Annotated in this window: 20 protein-coding genes; 4 read left to right on the forward strand and 16 right to left on the reverse strand. The window is 56.6% G+C overall.

Annotated features, from left to right (window positions below; genetic code table 11):
* Positions 1 to 2 precede the first annotated feature (2 nt).
* From napG to napC, 4 genes are read left to right on the forward strand one after another with little or no spacing between them, the layout of a single operon-like run.
* The gene (gene napG, locus EIP93_RS13160; protein ID WP_103970849.1) at positions 3 to 695 is read left to right on the forward strand and encodes a ferredoxin-type protein NapG; all 693 of its coding nucleotides are present in this window, start codon (positions 3 to 5) and stop codon (positions 693 to 695) included.
* Positions 682 to 1,545 (forward strand): quinol dehydrogenase ferredoxin subunit NapH, encoded by an 864-nt coding sequence (gene napH, locus EIP93_RS13165; RefSeq protein WP_103970850.1) that lies wholly within the window; start codon positions 682 to 684, stop codon positions 1,543 to 1,545. The genes napG and napH overlap by 14 nt, the downstream gene beginning before the upstream one ends.
* Complete coding sequence (napB, locus tag EIP93_RS13170; protein ID WP_103940053.1) at positions 1,542 to 1,979, forward strand: nitrate reductase cytochrome c-type subunit; 438 nt, start codon at positions 1,542 to 1,544, stop codon at positions 1,977 to 1,979. The genes napH and napB overlap by 4 nt, the downstream gene beginning before the upstream one ends.
* Positions 1,980 to 1,987: 8 nt before the next feature.
* Positions 1,988 to 2,590: a cytochrome c-type protein NapC gene (napC, locus tag EIP93_RS13175; RefSeq protein ID WP_103860460.1), complete on the forward strand. Its 603-nt coding sequence runs from the start codon at positions 1,988 to 1,990 to the stop codon at positions 2,588 to 2,590.
* Between the two features lie 593 nt (positions 2,591 to 3,183).
* On the opposite strand, the gene ccmI is transcribed toward napC, so the two are convergent.
* The 16 genes from ccmI to nrfA form a co-directional block, all read right to left on the reverse strand.
* The gene (ccmI, locus tag EIP93_RS13180; RefSeq protein WP_107332718.1) at positions 3,184 to 4,053 is read right to left on the reverse strand and encodes a c-type cytochrome biogenesis protein CcmI; all 870 of its coding nucleotides are present in this window, start codon (positions 4,051 to 4,053) and stop codon (positions 3,184 to 3,186) included.
* Complete coding sequence (locus EIP93_RS13185; RefSeq protein WP_107332717.1) at positions 4,050 to 4,508, reverse strand: cytochrome c-type biogenesis protein; 459 nt, start codon at positions 4,506 to 4,508, stop codon at positions 4,050 to 4,052. Before EIP93_RS13185 ends, ccmI begins: the two co-directional genes overlap by 4 nt.
* Positions 4,505 to 5,062: a DsbE family thiol:disulfide interchange protein gene (locus tag EIP93_RS13190; protein WP_107332716.1), complete on the reverse strand. Its 558-nt coding sequence runs from the start codon at positions 5,060 to 5,062 to the stop codon at positions 4,505 to 4,507. Before EIP93_RS13190 ends, EIP93_RS13185 begins: the two co-directional genes overlap by 4 nt.
* Positions 5,059 to 7,014 carry a heme lyase CcmF/NrfE family subunit gene (locus EIP93_RS13195; RefSeq protein WP_125232818.1) on the reverse strand — a complete coding sequence of 652 codons (1,956 nt, stop codon included), beginning with the start codon at positions 7,012 to 7,014 and terminating at the stop codon, positions 5,059 to 5,061. Before EIP93_RS13195 ends, EIP93_RS13190 begins: the two co-directional genes overlap by 4 nt.
* Positions 7,011 to 7,493, reverse strand: coding sequence for a cytochrome c maturation protein CcmE (gene ccmE, locus EIP93_RS13200; protein ID WP_010305770.1), 483 nt, complete (start codon positions 7,491 to 7,493; stop codon positions 7,011 to 7,013). The genes EIP93_RS13195 and ccmE overlap by 4 nt, the downstream gene beginning before the upstream one ends.
* Positions 7,490 to 7,711, reverse strand: a complete 222-nt coding sequence (gene ccmD, locus EIP93_RS13205) for a heme exporter protein CcmD (protein ID WP_119158740.1) — start codon at positions 7,709 to 7,711, stop codon at positions 7,490 to 7,492. The genes ccmE and ccmD overlap by 4 nt, the downstream gene beginning before the upstream one ends.
* Positions 7,708 to 8,448, reverse strand: coding sequence for a heme ABC transporter permease (locus EIP93_RS13210; RefSeq protein ID WP_044205278.1), 741 nt, complete (start codon positions 8,446 to 8,448; stop codon positions 7,708 to 7,710). The genes ccmD and EIP93_RS13210 overlap by 4 nt, the downstream gene beginning before the upstream one ends.
* 68 nt (positions 8,449 to 8,516) lie before the next feature.
* Entirely contained in the window at positions 8,517 to 9,173 is a 657-nt protein-coding gene (gene ccmB, locus EIP93_RS13215) for a heme exporter protein CcmB (protein WP_010305762.1), read from the reverse strand.
* Positions 9,173 to 9,793 (reverse strand): cytochrome c biogenesis heme-transporting ATPase CcmA, encoded by a 621-nt coding sequence (gene ccmA / locus EIP93_RS13220; protein WP_103860455.1) that lies wholly within the window; start codon positions 9,791 to 9,793, stop codon positions 9,173 to 9,175. Before ccmA ends, ccmB begins: the two co-directional genes overlap by 1 nt.
* Before the next feature lie 531 nt (positions 9,794 to 10,324).
* Complete coding sequence (gene nrfG / locus EIP93_RS13230; RefSeq protein WP_125232819.1) at positions 10,325 to 11,185, reverse strand: heme lyase NrfEFG subunit NrfG; 861 nt, start codon at positions 11,183 to 11,185, stop codon at positions 10,325 to 10,327.
* Positions 11,182 to 11,583: a heme lyase NrfEFG subunit NrfF gene (gene nrfF, locus EIP93_RS13235; protein WP_103860453.1), complete on the reverse strand. Its 402-nt coding sequence runs from the start codon at positions 11,581 to 11,583 to the stop codon at positions 11,182 to 11,184. The genes nrfG and nrfF overlap by 4 nt, the downstream gene beginning before the upstream one ends.
* Positions 11,576 to 13,450, reverse strand: coding sequence for a heme lyase CcmF/NrfE family subunit (locus tag EIP93_RS13240; RefSeq protein WP_125232820.1), 1,875 nt, complete (start codon positions 13,448 to 13,450; stop codon positions 11,576 to 11,578). The genes nrfF and EIP93_RS13240 overlap by 8 nt, the downstream gene beginning before the upstream one ends.
* Before the next feature lie 21 nt (positions 13,451 to 13,471).
* A complete protein-coding gene (nrfD, locus tag EIP93_RS13245) occupies positions 13,472 to 14,434 on the reverse strand; it encodes a cytochrome c nitrite reductase subunit NrfD (RefSeq protein WP_039505904.1) in 963 nt (320 codons plus the stop codon).
* Entirely contained in the window at positions 14,431 to 15,102 is a 672-nt protein-coding gene (gene nrfC, locus EIP93_RS13250) for a cytochrome c nitrite reductase Fe-S protein (RefSeq protein ID WP_039532159.1), read from the reverse strand. Before nrfC ends, nrfD begins: the two co-directional genes overlap by 4 nt.
* The gene (gene nrfB / locus EIP93_RS13255; protein ID WP_010305738.1) at positions 15,099 to 15,668 is read right to left on the reverse strand and encodes a cytochrome c nitrite reductase pentaheme subunit; all 570 of its coding nucleotides are present in this window, start codon (positions 15,666 to 15,668) and stop codon (positions 15,099 to 15,101) included. The genes nrfC and nrfB overlap by 4 nt, the downstream gene beginning before the upstream one ends.
* A 48-nt stretch (positions 15,669 to 15,716) precedes the next feature.
* Positions 15,717 to 17,090, reverse strand: coding sequence for an ammonia-forming nitrite reductase cytochrome c552 subunit (gene nrfA / locus EIP93_RS13260; RefSeq protein ID WP_233963454.1), 1,374 nt, complete (start codon positions 17,088 to 17,090; stop codon positions 15,717 to 15,719).
* Positions 17,091 to 17,207: the final 117 nt, after the last annotated feature.

Consider the following 17,207-nt stretch of genomic DNA (forward strand, 5'->3'; position numbering starts at 1 on the left):
GCATGGCACGCCCGGAGCATTCATCACCCGCTCGCCGTCGCTTTCTGCGTGACGCCGTCCGCGCCGTAGCTGGCTTATCAGTAGCGGTGACGGTTCTCGGCATCCAGCAGCGACGCGCTCAGGCAGACGTACTCCGGCTACGGCCACCGGGTGCGCTGTCTGAGGCGGCGTTTTCCGGTGCCTGCATACGCTGTGGCCAATGTGTTCAGGCCTGTCCGTACGACACACTGAAGCTGGCAACGCTGGTCTCCGGCTCCGCAGCCGGTAGCCCTTACTTTGTTGCACGCGATATCCCGTGTGAGATGTGTGAGGACATTCCCTGCGTGGTCGCCTGCCCCAGCGGTGCATTACAGCCGTTAGACGCTATCGATGATGCCCGCATGGGATTAGCGGTGCTGCTCGATCAGGAAAACTGCCTGAACTATCAGGGGTTACGCTGCGATGTCTGCTATCGCGTCTGCCCCCTCATCGATAGCGCCATCACGCTGGAACCAGAGCGCAATGCCAGAACCGGAAAACATGCCCGTTTTCTGCCGACGGTGCATAGCGATGTCTGTACCGGCTGTGGCAAATGTGAAAAAGCCTGTGTGCTGGAACAGCCAGCGATAAAGGTCTTGCCGCGCGCGCTGGCAAAAGGCGAACTCGGACACCACTACCGTTTCAGTTGGCTGGAGGCACGCGATGGCAAATCGTAAGCAAGACGCCGGACGAGAAGCCCGGGCGAAAAAAGGCTGGTGGCGTAGCCACCGCTGGCTGGTATTGCGTCGGCTGACACAGTTTCTGGTGCTGCTCATGTTCCTCAGTGGCCCGCTGTTAGGCTTCTGGATCCTGCGTGGTAACTACAGTGCCAGCCGCTTGCTCGACACCGTGCCGCTCAGCGATCCGCTGATGGTGCTGCAAAGTTTGGCTAGCGGTCATCTGCCTGCCGCCCTCGCGCTGGTCGGTGCGCTGATTATCGCGCTGAGCTATGCACTGGCGGGCAAGCGCGTGTTCTGTAGCTGGGTCTGCCCCGTGAATCCGCTCACCGATTTAGCCGCCTGGCTGCGTCGCCGTTTCGGCATCACCGCCTCGGCAACGCTCCCTCGCAATCTGCGCTATCTGCTGCTGATTATGATCGTGGCAGGGAGTGCGCTGACGGGCGGGCTACTGTGGGAATGGGTCAACCCGGTTTCACTGATGGGTCGCGGGCTGATTTTCGGGTTTGGTGCAGGTATCTGGCTGCTGCTGGCGCTATTTCTGTTTGATTTATTGGTCGTGGAACACGGCTGGTGCGGACACCTTTGTCCAACGGGCGCGCTGTATGGCGCGCTTGGCAGCAAAGGCGCACTGGTTGTGGATGCCACCGAGCGTGAACGCTGTACGCGCTGTATGGACTGCTTTCATGTCTGTCCAGAGCCACAGGTACTTCGCGCGCCCTTGCTCGATAAACACAGTCCGGTACAGGTCACTGACCGAGACTGCATAACATGCGGACGCTGTATTGATGTCTGCGCTGAAGACGTTTTTAAAATAACCCTTAGATGGAAATCGGGAGCAAAGTCATGAAAAGCCTGAGAATGGGATGGTTTCGCTGGATCACCGCCCTGGCGATAATGGGCAGTACGATAGCAACTGCACAGGTCGATTTGAGCCAATCGCCAGAAGTCGCCGCGACACAGCCGGGAAATAGCCGGATGCCGAAGCAGCAGGAGCGTATGGCGCTCAACTATGTCAACCAGCCACCGATGATCCCGCATAGCGTGGATGGCTATCAGGTCACCCCGACCTTTAACCGTTGCCTACAGTGTCACGGCGTGGAGAGCTATCGTTCCACCAGCGCCCCCCGCGTCAGCCCAACCCATTTTGTCGACAGAGACGGCAAAGTGCTGAGCAATGTCGCACCTGCACGCCATTTCTGCCTGCAATGCCACGTGCCGCAAGCGGACAGTTCGCCGATTACCGGTAACACGTTCGCCCCTTCTAAAGGCTTTGGACAGTGAGGTTTGCTATGAAACAACCAGGAAAAGTGGGACGGTTGTTGCGCCAGCTGTGGCAATGGTGGCGTCGCCCAAGTCGGCTGGCTCTGGGAACGTTGCTCATTATCGGCTTTGCGGGCGGTATTTTCTTTCTGGCGACATCCCAGAAAGGCATGGAAATGAGCAACAGCGAGGCGTTCTGCATCAGCTGTCATGAAATGCGCAATACCGTCTATCAGGAATATATGGAAACCGCGCACTACAGCAACCGCAGCGGCGTACGCGCCACCTGCCCGGACTGCCACGTTCCGCATGAGTTTGTGCCGAAAATGGTGCGTAAGATTCAGGCCAGTAAAGAGCTGTACGGCAAAATAATGGGCACGATTGATACGCCACAAAAGTTTGAAGCACACCGACTGACGATGGCGCAGAGCGAATGGCGGCGCATGAAAAATAACAATTCTCAGGAATGCCGCAACTGCCACAACGTTGACTATATGGACTTCTCAGGGCAAAAAACGGCTGCGGCAGAAAAACACAGCGAAGCAATAAAACTCGGTCAAACCTGTATCGATTGCCACAAAGGCATCGCCCACAAATTACCGGACATGCACGGCGTCAAAAGCGGGTTATAACCCGCCCCTCTTCGTCACACTCGGGACGGCGTATGCCGTCCTCAACACAAGCGGAAGCATCCGCCCTTCCCTAGTCTGATTATCGTATTTTTGTGAATACCGTGAGAGTTTCGTGCGCAATAAGTAGTGAGATCTTCTGCAACTCGCGTCGCACGCGCCCGACGCGGGGCGGTTAAAGCCGCTCTCAGTACAGACGGAAACATCCGCCCCAAAATAACAATGAACGAAGTTCAGTCTTTTGATTTTATGGGATTGGTTCGCGTAAAAAAATCGCGCAGAGGTGTACATGACCGCCGGATGAGCGGCATGGACGCCGCGAAAGCCTGCGCCGCGTCGGGAGCGCGTCGCAGGCGGTCCGAACAGCGGGCATAAACACCGACGGCACCGCGAAGCGGCGCGATTTAACGCGAAAAGCCAGGGGTCACGGGGCGACGGCAACTGAGCCGCCCCGTGTCGGGCGCGTGCTGCAACGGTTGCAGAAAAAACCGTGGGTAATGCGCACGAAACCTTCACCGTAACAACAGAAACAACAGAAACAACAAAAGGGCGATATATCGCCCTTCTGCTATTGATGATGAAGATAAAAAGAGGACTTACTTGCCGGTGGTTGCCTGCACCGACAGCGATGCTTTCGCCTGCCCGACGCTGCGTTCAATGACCGCTCGGCGCGTGTCGTTTTGCGGTAACAGCTGCAACATGGCTTCCCAGGCGTTAATCGCGTCCTGATAGCGCTGGGCTTCATAGGCATTGAAAGCCAGCAGGCTCAATACACGCACATTGGTCGAACCAGAATTCATCAGTTCACGCAGCATGTCTCCACCGCGTTGGCTATCACGCGGGTCGGTAGATCGCGACAGCAGATCGGCATAGTCCAGCGCCAGATCCGTATTCTTCGGATCGAGTTGGAACGCTTTAGCAAACGCCTGCACGGACATGTCATAGTTATTCAGCAAGCCCGCAATACGCCCCAGCATCCACCAGTCTTGTGGATTGTCTGGCTGCGTTTCCAACTGGCTACGCAATCCCAGACCGAGACGTGCGACGTCTTCAATGGTCAGTGGTTCGGCGTCAGGATCCAGCGCTCGCTTCATCAGGTCCGGCGTTAACGCCACAACCTGCTGCAATTCCTGCACCCGATTAACCGCTGAAGTCTTCCAAAACACACCGAGGCTGACAATGACCAGCAACAGCACGCCCGGCAGCAAAACCCAGCTGTTCAGCGGACGCTGTTGTGCCTTCGCACCGCCGGGAATGTCCTGCAATAGCGTATGCTGGAGTTCCTCAACCAGTTGAGCACGTTCCTGCTCATTGGCGACATCCACAGTAAGCTCACGCAGACGATCGCGATACAGCGCCTGATTGATCGCATCGCGATCGTATTCGCCTCGTGACGACCACGGCGCAAGAAGCAGCGCGGAAAGCGCAATCAGTGATAGTACAATGGTTGCGATCAGTAGCATCATTCGGATTTCCCCTCACGTTCCAACAGCGTCTGCAAGCGCTTCTTATCCTGTTCGCTCATCGGTTCTTTGGCGCTTCTGATGCGGCGGGCACGCCGAATAATCACCCATGATCCCACAGCCAGAAACAGCGCGGGCAGGAGCCACAGCAGAACCGTAAAAGGCGTGATCGGCGGTTCATACGTCACAAAATAGCCGTAACGATCCACCATATAATCGACAACCTGCTCTTTCGTTTGCCCCTGCTGCATCAGCTCGTACACTTTCTGCCGCATATCCGAAGCAATCATCGAATTGGAATCGGCAATGCTGTTGTTCTGGCATTTCGGGCAGCGCAACTGCATCGTCAACTCACGAAACTGTTGCTCCTGCGTGTCATTGTCAAAACGCAATACCTCGGAGGACGCCAGCACGCTGAACGACAGCAGCAATGCACCAAGGAAACTCAGCACTCTCATGCGCCGCCCTCCTTACTGTATTTGTCCCACAGCGGTTGCAGCGTTTCTTGCCACACCTGCATATTGAGATCGCCCGCATGGCGATAGCGAATGATACCTTTCCCGTCGATCAAGAACGTTTCCGGCGCACCGTACACGCCCAAATCCAGCCCCAGCATGCCGTCGCCATCAAACAGGCTCATCGCATAGGGATTACCCAACGTCTTCAGCCATTCAATCGCTTTAGGGCGTTCATCTTTATAATTCATGCCTACGACGCGAATTCCCTGCGCCGCCAGCGTATTGAGGAACTGGTGCTCTGCGCGGCACGTCGGGCACCAGGTCGCCCAGACGTTCAGCAGCAGCGGCTTACCATCGCTCAGCTCAGATTGGTTATAAATCTTTCCCGGCTGATCCAACGATTCAAGACGAAACGCGGGAATCGGTTTGTCGATCAGGGCTGACTCCAACCGCATCGGATCGTCGCCATCGCTGTTGCGCACCAACTGCCACAGCAAGGCAACGGCCAGCAGTAAAAACAGGGCGAGCGGAATTAACAAAATCTTTCGGCTCATGATGCTGTCTCCCGAACCGCGCGACGCAGGCGATAACGAGGATCGAACATGCACAGGATGCCCCCTAACGCCATCAGCCCCCCGCCGTACCAAATCCAGCGGATAAAGGGTTTGTAATACAGCCGCACCGCCCAGCTACCGTCATCCAGCTTTTCACCCAAAGCCGCATAGAGATCGCGCGTCACACCCGCATCAATGGCGGCTTCCGTCATGATCGCGCCACTGGTGTTGTAGAAGCGTTTTTCCGCCTTCAAGATCGCTTCCGGTTTGCCGTTGTGCGTCACCTCAATCGTCCCTTTCGCGCTTTGCCAATTCGGCCCCACGACATCACGCACGCCTTGAAACGTAAAACGGTAATCGTGGATCGCGATGCTGTCGCCAGCCCGCATCCGCACATCCCGCTCAACGCTATAATTCTGGCTGAAGGCGATCCCTACCACCGTCACCGCCAGCCCAATATGACCGCACACCATGCCCCACTGACTCAGTGAGAGCGTGGTCAAACCGCGCAGCAGACCATGACGACGGGTGGAACTGGTATGCAGCTCGTACACCGTTAAGAAGAACACCCACAGCGCCATCGATAGGCCGACCACCGTCATGGCAACAACGGAATCCTGGAACAGCCACGGCAGCAGCAGCGACAGCGCGGCGGTCACGACCAACGCAATCAGCAGTAGCTTGCGCAGCTTTTGCGGCTCGTCGCGCCGCCAGCGAACCAGCGGCCCCACGCCCAGCAGTAAGGCAAACGGTGCCATTAGCAGGGTAAACATGGTGTTAAAGAACGGCGCACCGATCGAAATGCTGCCTAAACCCAACTGCTTATGCACCAGCGGCAGCAGCGTTCCTAGCAGCACGACGAGCGTGGCCGCCATCAGGATCAGGTTATTGCCGAGCAGGAAAGTCTCACGCGACCAGAGCGAATTCGTTACCCGCGCCCGTACCCGGTTACCTTTGATGGCAAACAGCAGCAAAGAACCGCCGATAACAATGACCAGAAACGCGAGAATAAACATGCCGCGCGCCGGATCGGAGGCAAACGCATGCACCGACACCAATACACCGGAACGCACCAGAAACGTTCCCAGCAGGCAGAGCGAGAACGCGCCGATGGCCAGCAACACCGTCCAGGCCTTGAAACTGCCGCGTTTTTCGGTGACTGACAGCGAATGCAGCAGCGCCGTGCCCACCAGCCACGGCATCAATGACGCATTCTCCACCGGATCCCAGAACCACCAGCCGCCCCAGCCGAGTTCGTAATACGCCCAGCCCGAACCGAGCACGATACCTAGCGTCAGGAACGACCAGGCCGCCTGCGTCCACGGTCGGGACCAGCGTGCCCACGCGCTGTCCAGTCGTTCAGCCAGCAGCGAGGCGACCGCAAACGCAAACGCCACGGAAAACCCGACATAGCCCATGTAAAGTAGCGGAGGGTGGAAGATTAACCCGATATCCTGCAACAGCGGGTTGAGATCGCGTCCGTCAATCGGATAGTCCGGTAGCGTGCGCGTAAAGGGATTCGACGTCAGGATGATGAACAGCAAGAAGCCGACATTAATCATCCCCATCACGGCCAGCACGCGGGCGACCGCATCCAGCGACATCCCCCGGCTGAATACCGCCACGGCGAAGGTCCAGCCGCTCATCAGCAGCACCCAGAGCAGCAGCGATCCTTCATGTGCGCCCCACGCGGCTGCCACGCGATACCACACTGGCAGCGCGCGGTTTGAGTTATTGGCTACGTAGAGGACGGTGAAATCATTAATCACCAGTGCATGCACCAACACGAGGAAAGACGCCAAAATGCATGCAAACAGCGCCCAGGCAAGAGGACGCGCCAAGGCCATCAGACGAGTATCCTGACGCGATGCGCCCCACAGCGGATACACGCTGAGCAACAGCGCAACGCCTAGCGCCAGACAGAGCAGATAATTGCCCACTTCAGGCATCATAACCGTTTACCCTCTGTGGCCGCCGCTGGCGCATGACCATGCTGCCCTTCCATCGCCGCTTTGATTTCCGGTGGCGTGTAGTTTTCATCATGTCGGGCAAGCACTTCTTTCGCCATAATATGATCGTCGGTATCCAGAATGCCCTGTGCCACCACCCCTTGCCCCTCGCGGAACAGGTCCGGCAGCATCCCGTTATAGGTCACATCCACTGAACCCTGCGCATCATAAACGGTGAAGCGGACTTCCAGACTTTGGCTGTCGCGGCGCACGCTGCCCGGCATCACCATGCCACCGACGCGTAAACGCTGCCCAATCGCCGGTTTTTCCTGCGTTTCGTTCTTACCGTAAAGAATTTCACTGGGCGTATAAAAGAGATCGATATTTGAGCTCAATGCATAGAGCGTTAGCGCTATCGTCACTACCGCACCGCAGACCACAGCCACGATGGCATAGAGACGGGTTTTACGCGGTGTACTCATTGCACCACCTCCATCGTTTCCGACTGGCGGGCCGTACTCTTACGCTGCTCGCGCGCCTGCTGGCGGCGGATATCACTCAGCAATGTGCGGCGACTCAAGAGGGTATGACCGACCAATGCGCTCAGCGGTAACAGCGTTAGCACCACTGCCAGCCACACGTAAAAGGCATAGCCGCCCATCGCAAAGAAATCTTGCCAACTTGTGAAAGCGATGTTCATCGTGCTATTCCTCCTTTATTAAGCAGCGCAGCCACCCAAGGCGCGCGGCGCTGCTGCACCAGTATCAAGTTACGCAAACGCATGAGTGACAACGTCACGAATAAGCTCATAAATCCTAACATCATGATTCGCAGCGGGAGACGCATGGCGGGATCGATCGTTTTCTGCATTTTTGTCGATCCCTGATGCAGAGTATTCCACCACTCGACCGAGAAATGGATGATGGGTAAATTCACCACGCCAACCAGCACCAGAATGGCCGCCGCACGACCGGCAAGACGGCGATCGTCAAAGGCGTTGTAGAGCGCGATGATACCCACGTACAGAAACAGCAGAACGAGTTCCGACGTCAGACGCGCATCCCACACCCACCAGGTCCCCCACATCGGTTTGCCCCAGGTGGCGCCTGTCGTCAGCGCAATAAAGGTAAACACCGCACCGACCGGTGCCATCGCCGCTACGGCAAGCTCCGCCGTTTTTGACTGCCGAATCATCCCGATAAGCGCACATATCGCCATCACCGCATAGACGCCCATCGACCACACGGCCGCTGGCACGTGCAGGTACATGATGCGATACCCTTGCCCTTGCTGATAATCCGCAGGCGCAAACCCAAATCCCAGCAGACAACCGCCAATCAGCAACGCGGCGCTGATCAAGGCAACCCAGGGGATAAGCCTGCCGCAAAGGCCATAAAGGCGATCCGGCTGCGTAAGCTGATAGTTTTTTTTCAACATAATCGTGTGCTCACTTTGCGTAAAACTCATCCCAACGGGACGATGAAGGCGATCCTGAGATCGGAAAATTATTGTATGCTCACCCGCAACGCCGCCGCCGTGGCAAACGGGCTCAGGGTGGCGCTGCCCGCCAGAAAGGCACCGAGGATGGCCAGATACCCACCGACCGGCAGTTGCATCATCGCGGCCTCGACCGCCGCCGTCGCAAAAATCAACAGCGGTATGGTGAGCGGCAAAACCAGCAGGCTTAACAACACGCCGCTGCGGCGCAGCCCGACCGTTAATCCCGCGCCAATAGCACCCAGAAAACTGAGCGTTGGTGTGCAGAGCAACAGCGTTAACGCCATCACCCACCAGCCGTGGCTGTCCAACCCAAACAACAGTGCCGCCAGCGGAGAAAGCAGTAACAGCGGCAGCCCGCTGACCATCCAGTGCACCACCACTTTCGCCAACACCACTAACGGCAGCGGCAAAGGCAACAGCGTCAACTGTTCCAGGGAACCGTCCTGATAGTCATCGCGGAAAAGGCGATCCATCCCCAGCAGCGAAGCGAGCAGCGCCGCCACCCACACCACGCCGGGTGCCACACGCATCAATAGCTGCGGCTCTGGTCCAATAGCCAGAGGAAATAAGATGATGACGATCAGGAAGAACCACAGAGGGTTAAGAATTTCCGCGTTATTGCGCAACGCGACGCGCAGTTCTCGAGCAATCAGCCGCCGCATTATGGGGTTCCCTCACTCGGCGTAAGCTGGATACAGCGAATATCCTGAGCGAACGGACGCAGCGGCTGATGGGTGGTTAAAATGATGATGCCGCCACGCGCAATATGGTGTTCCATACGCTGTGTCAGCATTTCGACGCCCGCCACATCAAGCGCGGTCAGCGGCTCATCCAGAATCCACAGCGGGACGTCGGTGAGCCACAAACGCGCCAGCGCGACACGACGCTGTTGTCCCGCCGAAAGACGCGCCACGGGCACATCTTCATAGCCAGCCAGCCCGACGGCGGCCAACGCTTGCCAGAGTGCATCCTGATCCTGTTGCGGATAGAAAAAGCGCAGGTTCTCTTCACCCGTCAGGACGCTTTTTATGCCCGGCTGATGGCCTAACCACAGAAGCTGCTGATTAAACTGCTCGCGCATACGGTTGATGCGTTGCCCTTGCCAGCAGATTTCCCCCGATTCAGGCGTCGCCAGACCGCTTAAAATGCGCAACAGCGATGTTTTGCCCACCCCGTTGGCACCGGCAATCTGCACCATTTCTCCCGCGCTGGCCGTAAACGACAACGCGCTGAACAGCACATGCTCATCGCGTATGCAAACCACATCGCGCGCTTCTAACATCGGGGTGTACTCCTACTTTCTTAGTGGCTATAGAATAACATGGTGCCCTTACTCCCCCTCTTGGGGGCCGTAACCCTAAAGAGTTAATCTTTTTTATTGAGATCAATAAAATCGGCGATTCCGGTTATTCCTGTCATCGAGTCGTATCGAAAACCACGCCGACACGCTTAAACCGGAAATCTATTGGGCATATTTTTATGCAGCCGCCGAAACCGTTTCGTGCGCCACAAGACCTTCATTTCATGCTCCCGCTTAGCACGCGCCCGACGCAGGGCGGCTCAATCGCCGTCGCCCTGCGAACCCTGGCTTCCGGCTAAATTATGCCGCTACGCGGTACCATCGGTGTTCATGAGCACAACCCGAGCCACCAGTGACGCGTTCCAGACGCGGCACTGGCTTTCGCGGCGTCCATGCCGCTCACTCGGTGCTCACGCCCACCGCTGCATAATTTCTACGCCGCATGACAGTAAAACCCGTAATAAGCTGTAGCCGTACAGAATGAGAAACAGCTAAAGCAAAACGTATCACGCACTATTTCTGGCTATTATTCAGCAGCGTTGCCGTGTTGATCGCCTCAATCAACTGGACGCGATTAACCCGCGGGCTGTACGTGTCCAGTAAGCGCTGCCAAATCGTAATCGCGCGTGCATAATCGGCCTTCAAGAACGCATCGGATGCCAGCAGCATCAGCGCCGTCACTTCATTGGCATCCAGCGCCAGCGCTTTATCAACCATCTCTTGCATCGGCGGTGTGACGGCCTGACCGGCCTGGTAATACAGCACCGTTGCCAGTGCCGAATACAGCTCAGCACTGTCACCCTTCAGCGCAATCGCCTGCCGATAAGCGCGTAACGCGTTGTCATACGCGTTACGGTAAAGATAATATTCACCCAGCTCAGCCCAGAGGACGCTGTTGCCCGGCGTTTTACGAATGTTGTCCTGCAAGGCAGTAAGCTGTTTTTCCTGCTGTTGCGCGTCGCTAAAATCGTGTAGCGGATCGGCAAGTCGCTGGCGTTCTGTCTGAACCAGCGCAGCACGCGGGCTTAGCATGTAGAACGTCGCACTGCCCAATAAGATAACGATGACCGCAGCCACAACGGCAATGGCGGGCATTGGGCGCTGCGCAGAAGAAGAGGATGAGGCTAACGGCAGATCGTGGGACAGCTCTCGACCCAGCATCTTTGCCTCATGCTCGGACAGATGCTTTCCTGCCTGTTCACACTGAAAATGCCAGATGCGCTCCGCTAAACGCTGTAGCTTGCCATCCCCCTCCGACTGACGCAGGGGCAGTAGCGGCCATAGTAGCCCGGCCGCCAGAACGACAATCGCGACGGCGACGAACACCATACTCAATAGGTTCAGGTCCAACAGGCTCACGCTTAACAGGCTCATGGGCGCGCCCCTCGATTCTGCCGCCGCATCACCCGCCACGCGATAACCACAATCGCTAACAGCAAAAGCAGCGGCGTGAGCCAAAGGATGCCGGTTTGCATTTTCATTGGCGGGTTGTACTGAACAAAGTCGCCATAGCGTTGATTCATAAACGCCATAATTTCTGACCTGTCCTTGCCCTGCTCCACCATAGAAAAGACCTCATGACGCATACTCACCGCCACGGGCGAATTCGATTCCAGCAGACTCTGGTTCTGGCATTGTGGGCAGCGTAATTCGCCAGCAATCGCCATCGCAGCCTGACGCTGCGCCTGACTAGAAAACGCCCAGGTATCGACCACCTGAGCCTGTACAGAAAAAGCCAGCAGCATGAAAAGGAGCGCAATGTATTTACTCATAGGCCCTTCTCCCCCTGAACCACCCCAGCAGCGCGCCCGCGACCATCAGTAGGCCGCCGCCCCACACCCAGCGAACACCGGTTTGCACATAGAAACGCATGGCATAGCGGTTTTCGCCGGTTTTCTCTCCCATCACGGCATACCATTCTCTGATTGGCCCCCAGGCAATGCCCGGCTCAACCATCTGCTGTTTACGTGCGTTGTAATAACGACGTTCCGGCATGATGCGGGCGATCGGTGAGTCGCCACGATAAATCGCAATCACGGCCTGCTCGGCGGTGTAATTCTGCGCCGCCACTAACTCCAACTGTAAAAATCGGAAATGGTAGTCGCCCAGCGTGACCTGTTCTCCCTGACCCACATTGGCACTGATTTCCTGCTTGCTGCCCGCAGAGAACACAATCCCCAGGGCAAAGAGCGCCACGCCCGTATGCGCGAGCAGGGCAGGAAGCTGCTGACGTATCGCCGACAGCGGCTGTAACCACTGCGCGGCCATGACCCAGCCGATCAGACCTGCAGCCAGTGCGACGGCGTACCCATGCGGCCATAAGACCAGCGCGGTGATGACACCGACAGCCAGCGTCACTTCGAAACGCCGGACAGGCCATCGCGCACTGCGTTTCCAGTAGCCTCCCGCCGCTACCCCGATGAGCAACAGCATCAGGCCACCGAAGGGCAAGAGCACCTGGTTAAAATAGGGCGCGCCCACGGAGATTTTTCCCCAACCCGCCAGCCCATAGATCATTGGGTAAAGCGTGCCAAGTAATACCACCAGCGCGACGGCACTGAATAACAGCAGCACCAGCAGTATCGCCATTTCCCGCGACCAGCCAGAGAAGCGGGCCGCAGAATGGACAAGCTGAGCCCGCCAGCCATAAACCGCCAACGCCGCCATACTCAAGCAGGCGAACAGAATAAATAGAGGCACCGCACGGTCATGTTCGAGAGCGAATGCATGAACCGACACCAGTATCCCGGAGCGCACAATCAGCGTGCCCAACAGGCATAAAATGAACGTCAGCAACGCCAATATCAGCGACCAATGGCGGAAGATGCCGCGCATGCGGGTGACAGACAGGCTGTGCAGTAATGCGCTGGCTGTGAGCCACGGGAGCAGCGAGGCGTTCTCTACCGGATCCCAGAACCACCATCCCCCCCAGCCCAGTTCGTTATAGGCCCACCACGATCCGAGGATGATTCCTAGCGTCAACAGGCTCCAGGCGGGCAGCGTCCAGCGCCAGCAAATCCAGGCGGCTGGCGCAGTAAACTCACCGTGAATCAGCGCGGCTAACGCCAGCGCCGCACTCACAGTTAACCCGCCATAGCCCAGATAGAGCAACGGCGGATGAAGAATAAGGCCAATGTGTTGCAGCATGGGGTTGAGATCTCTCCCCGCCACCGCAGGCGGGAAGAGACGCACAAAAGGATCGGAGAAAAAGACAATGAACACCAGCAACGCAGTCGCGATCACGGCCAGCATCGCCAGCGTCAGCGGAAACAGATCGCTCTCCGCCTTACGATAGCGACAGGCGAACACGGCACTCCAGCCGGTTAAACATAACAGCCACAGCAGCAGCGATCCTTCATGCCCGCCCCAGACCGCCGCAATTTTTAGCCCCAGCGGTAAATCACGATGGCTATGCTGGGCGACGTAATTAACAGAAAAATCATCCTGTACCACGCTCAGCGTCAGCGCAATAAACGCGAACAACACAAGACCAAACAGTACCAACGTCCAGCACCGCGCCAGTCGGTAAGTACCCGACCAGCGCAGGGAGTAGCCTGAAAATGTCAGCAACGCCGTCGCCACACCGACGCAAACCGCCAGCGACAGCGCGACATACCCAAATTCTGGCAATAACAACATCAACAGGCCTCTTGCTGGGAATTAGACAACGGTTAACTGCCCCGCATAGAGGATAAAAAAGCGCAGTAGCAATACGCCCACCAGACTCATGCCGCAGACCGCCAGCACGCCATAAGGTGAATGCTGTCGGTTAGCCCATGACTTGAGCAGCAAGGGAAGGATTAATCCAATCCCTACCACGCCCAGCCAGAACCACACGGCCCAGAACCCACCACCCACGGCGGCCACCAACGCACGCTGCTTCCCATCGTCCCCTAAAGCAAGGCCGATAAAGAACGCAAACAGCAAGAAGATTTCTAGCCACACGACCGGCGTTTCGACACGGTGTACAAAGTGCGCTTCTTCGCTATGCGGATTGCGGCGATAGCGGCAGGCCATGGCGATCAGCGCTACTGCGGCACCGGAGGACACACCCGAAAACAGGAATAGCGCCGGTAAGATCGGGTTATTCAGCAGCGGATAGGTCTTCAGCGCGGAGAGTAAAAACCCGGTATAAGCCCCTAACATCACCGCCAGCAGTAACATCACGATATCCAGTGATTTCTGCATCGGTGCCAGCCAGCCGAGCACCTTGGGAAGCATGACCAGCTTCGGCAACCAGCGCTGTTGCAGCACGATAACCTGCTCGCTGAAAATGTTGACCAACCAGACCGCCAGCGCCGCCATATAGACCTGAAACAGCATGACCCCAACCGACATCACCGAGGTAAAGCTGTAATGGAACATGAGCTTCCAGAACGTCCAGGGGCGCGTCAGGTGGAAAACCAGAATCAGCAATCCCAGAATGATGGTGCACGGTGCAAGAATCAGCGTGGTGCGCATTAGCGTACTGTCGGCGGTTGCCTGTTCGGGGTGGTAGCGTCGCAGTAAGACCGACAGCGTCACCAGCCCCGCAGAAATGCCCACCAGGAACAGGTAAATCGCAATCGGCCAGTCCCAGACTAACGAAGCAAAATGGAATGCGCTTGAAGACACGGGCGTCATTGATGAACCTCCCCGTATTTAAACGGTACGCGATAAACCTTAGGACGAGTGCCGAGCGCGATTTTGTAGCGATACGTCGGCTGTTGACGAAGCAGGCGGGAAATCTCGCTGTCAGGATCGTCAAGGTTGCCGAACGTCAGCGCGTTCGTCGGACAAGACAACACACAGGCGGGCAGTTTTCCGGCTTTCAGGTTGGTCTTGCGGCAAAAATCGCACTTGTCCGCCGTTTTCGTCTTCGGATGAATAAAGCGCACCTGATAAGGACAGGCAGCAATACAGTATTGGCACCCTACGCACAGATCGGGATTCACATCCACAATGCCGTTTGTCGCATCACGATACGACGCCCCGGTCGGACACACGTCAACACAAGGCGCATGATCACAGTGCTGACAGGAGTGACGGAAAAAGCGGTATTTCACGTCTGGGAAGGTCCCAATCGGTTCGCTGCGAATGATCGTTAAGCGTGATACGCCTTCCGGCACCTGATTGACTTCCCGGCAAGCATCCATGCACGCCGTACAGCCGATACAGAGCGATTCATCGTGGATCATGCCATAGCGGACGCCGTTGATATTCAGCGTCTGTGCGACGACCTGCCCCGCCGTACTGGTGATGGCAATGAGCCCCCCCATACGGGCAAGAAATTGACGGCGAGAGCAACTCATGGCTGCCTCTTATTACCCAGATGAACTGAGGCTGGGTTGAAGTCTGGGTTATTGCGCTGATCGCTATGGCAATCCACGCACAGTTTGATGCGGCTCTTGTCGTTCAGCGTCTGCATACTATCCTGCGTGGGGTGCAACTGGTGGCAGCTAGCGCAGGCCACTTTCGCGACATGAACATCGTGTGGCCAAAACGATTTCTGCAACTGTTCCGGCGTATGACATGACATACAGACGCTGTTTTGTTCTTCCACCTTATACATCGGGAAGTTAAAGCGCATGACATCTCTAACGCCTTCGCGGTGCATCGGCGATGGCTTGCCGTGGCAGTTTGTGCAGGTCAGCTGTTTCTGGTTATGCGGGTTGACGGCGGAGGCATGTTTGCCCTGCATGCCATCCTCTTCCGGTTTATGGCACTGTAGACACGCCTCATCGGGATTGCGCTGTGGCATGACTTCCCAGCGCTCTCCTTTTTCCGCCTGAGGTGCGGGCTGCGTCAGCCCTGGCAATGCCCAAAGCATGCCTGATACCAGCACCCCGGCAGTCAATAACGAACGTAATACGCTCATATCCACTCCACTTTATGATCGCCCGCGTCCACGGGCGATGAGGGGTTATTAGTTCAGTCGCCCAGCTTTGCGCGCTTGCTCATCCCACTGCGGCACTACCGTATTCAGGAAATCCTGTTTTTCGGCTTTGATTTGCTGCATGTTGAGCCCAATCGCCTGCTGCGCTTTCTCTTTTGTCGAGATATCCGGCAGCTTGACTTCCCCTGTCACCCCTTTTTGTGCCAACAGACGCACCAGTTTGGTTCTCGCCTCGGCGGATTTACTCAGCGAGGTGCCGAGCATCCGTAAGCCTTCATCCGGCGCATGCATGTGGATACCGTGAGAGGCAACCGCCAGATCCCAGCGCCATTGCGCATGGCGAATATCCATCAGAATCGGCTGCATTTCTGCTTCGGTCGCACCGGCATCCCAGGCCGCTTTGGCCTCAAAGTGCGCGTGAACCAATTGCTCTTCTGCTTTCAGTTTTAAGTCCTGAATGGCCGTTTTGCGTTCAGCAACCACCTTCTGCATCGCCGCTTTATCCTGCGTGTGGCAATTGGTGCAGGTTTCGCCGTAATTGTCGAAAGGGTTGCCGATCTTGTGATCGGTATACAATTTACCGTCCGCGTTTTTCACTTTCGGCATATGGCAGTCGATACAGGTCACGTTGTTTTTACCGTGAATACCAATGCTCCAGGTTTCATATTCTGGATGTTGGGCTTTCAGCATCGGCGCGCGGGAAAGGGTATTGGTCCAGTCGGAGAAGGAAATGGCGTCATAGTATTTTTCCATGTCTTCGACTTTCGTGCCGTTATCCCATGGGAATTTCACCGCTTTGTCTTTACCGGAAAAATAATACTCAACGTGGCATTGTCCACAGACCATCGATTGCTGCCCAAACCGACTGGTTTGATCAAACGGTTTGCCAATGGCTTCCATTGCACGCTCTGCGTAAGGACGGGACAGCGTCAGCGCCGGTTTGCCCTGAGCGAAATCTGGAGACGCAGTATCATGGCAGTCCGCACAGCCGAGATCGTTAGTAATCTCCGGCCCGCCTCGCGCCCACTTGCCTTTGAAGTAGCCGTCCTCGCCTTCCTTCTGGATCAAGCGGGCGACATCCGGGCTTTTACAGCTCCAGCACGCCATCGGCAGAGGGCCATCTTCTGCCGTCTTTGGTGCACCGGTACGCAGCGTTTCACGCACGTCCGTTATGGCGTAGGCATGGCCGCGCGGCTTGTTATAGTCTCTGGAGAAGGGATAACCCGCCCAGAGGACCACCATCATGGGGTCTTCTGCCAACGCATCATGACGTTCAGACTGCTCAGTGGTCGCTTTCCACGAGTTGAACTGATCGGGGTGTTGATTGGTGAATACGGAGTTTCTTGCTTCTATCGGGGCGGGTGGTGGTGACACCGGAGCATCAGCGGAATAGGCTGGCATCATTAGAAAGAGACTGGCTACCATGCCCCACAGATAGGAGATTGACGTGCTTATCCTGACCATGCGTTTGTGTCCAAATTAAGCCGCCTACTGGCGGTCATTTTAGTTATCCATTTGACA

Origin of the sequence: Pectobacterium versatile (assembly GCF_003932035.1) — a bacterium.
GTDB classification, from domain to species: Bacteria; Pseudomonadota; Gammaproteobacteria; order Enterobacterales; family Enterobacteriaceae; genus Pectobacterium; species Pectobacterium versatile.

Coding starts and splice junctions, on each gene's coding strand:
- napG (WP_103970849.1), top strand. CDS start 3: ATGGCACGCCCGGAGCATTCATCACCCGCTCGCCGTCGCTTTCTGCGT.
- napH (WP_103970850.1), top strand. CDS start 682: ATGGCAAATCGTAAGCAAGACGCCGGACGAGAAGCCCGGGCGAAAAAA.
- napB (WP_103940053.1), top strand. CDS start 1,542: ATGAAAAGCCTGAGAATGGGATGGTTTCGCTGGATCACCGCCCTGGCG.
- napC (WP_103860460.1), top strand. CDS start 1,988: ATGAAACAACCAGGAAAAGTGGGACGGTTGTTGCGCCAGCTGTGGCAA.
- ccmI (WP_107332718.1), bottom strand. CDS start 4,053: ATGATGCTACTGATCGCAACCATTGTACTATCACTGATTGCGCTTTCC.
- EIP93_RS13185 (WP_107332717.1), bottom strand. CDS start 4,508: ATGAGAGTGCTGAGTTTCCTTGGTGCATTGCTGCTGTCGTTCAGCGTG.
- EIP93_RS13190 (WP_107332716.1), bottom strand. CDS start 5,062: ATGAGCCGAAAGATTTTGTTAATTCCGCTCGCCCTGTTTTTACTGCTG.
- EIP93_RS13195 (WP_125232818.1), bottom strand. CDS start 7,014: ATGATGCCTGAAGTGGGCAATTATCTGCTCTGTCTGGCGCTAGGCGTT.
- ccmE (WP_010305770.1), bottom strand. CDS start 7,493: ATGAGTACACCGCGTAAAACCCGTCTCTATGCCATCGTGGCTGTGGTC.
- ccmD (WP_119158740.1), bottom strand. CDS start 7,711: ATGAACATCGCTTTCACAAGTTGGCAAGATTTCTTTGCGATGGGCGGC.
- EIP93_RS13210 (WP_044205278.1), bottom strand. CDS start 8,448: ATGTTGAAAAAAAACTATCAGCTTACGCAGCCGGATCGCCTTTATGGC.
- ccmB (WP_010305762.1), bottom strand. CDS start 9,173: ATGCGGCGGCTGATTGCTCGAGAACTGCGCGTCGCGTTGCGCAATAAC.
- ccmA (WP_103860455.1), bottom strand. CDS start 9,793: ATGTTAGAAGCGCGCGATGTGGTTTGCATACGCGATGAGCATGTGCTG.
- nrfG (WP_125232819.1), bottom strand. CDS start 11,185: ATGAGCCTGTTAAGCGTGAGCCTGTTGGACCTGAACCTATTGAGTATG.
- nrfF (WP_103860453.1), bottom strand. CDS start 11,583: ATGAGTAAATACATTGCGCTCCTTTTCATGCTGCTGGCTTTTTCTGTA.
- EIP93_RS13240 (WP_125232820.1), bottom strand. CDS start 13,450: ATGTTGTTATTGCCAGAATTTGGGTATGTCGCGCTGTCGCTGGCGGTT.
- nrfD (WP_039505904.1), bottom strand. CDS start 14,434: ATGACGCCCGTGTCTTCAAGCGCATTCCATTTTGCTTCGTTAGTCTGG.
- nrfC (WP_039532159.1), bottom strand. CDS start 15,102: ATGAGTTGCTCTCGCCGTCAATTTCTTGCCCGTATGGGGGGGCTCATT.
- nrfB (WP_010305738.1), bottom strand. CDS start 15,668: ATGAGCGTATTACGTTCGTTATTGACTGCCGGGGTGCTGGTATCAGGC.
- nrfA (WP_233963454.1), bottom strand. CDS start 17,090: ATGATGCCAGCCTATTCCGCTGATGCTCCGGTGTCACCACCACCCGCC.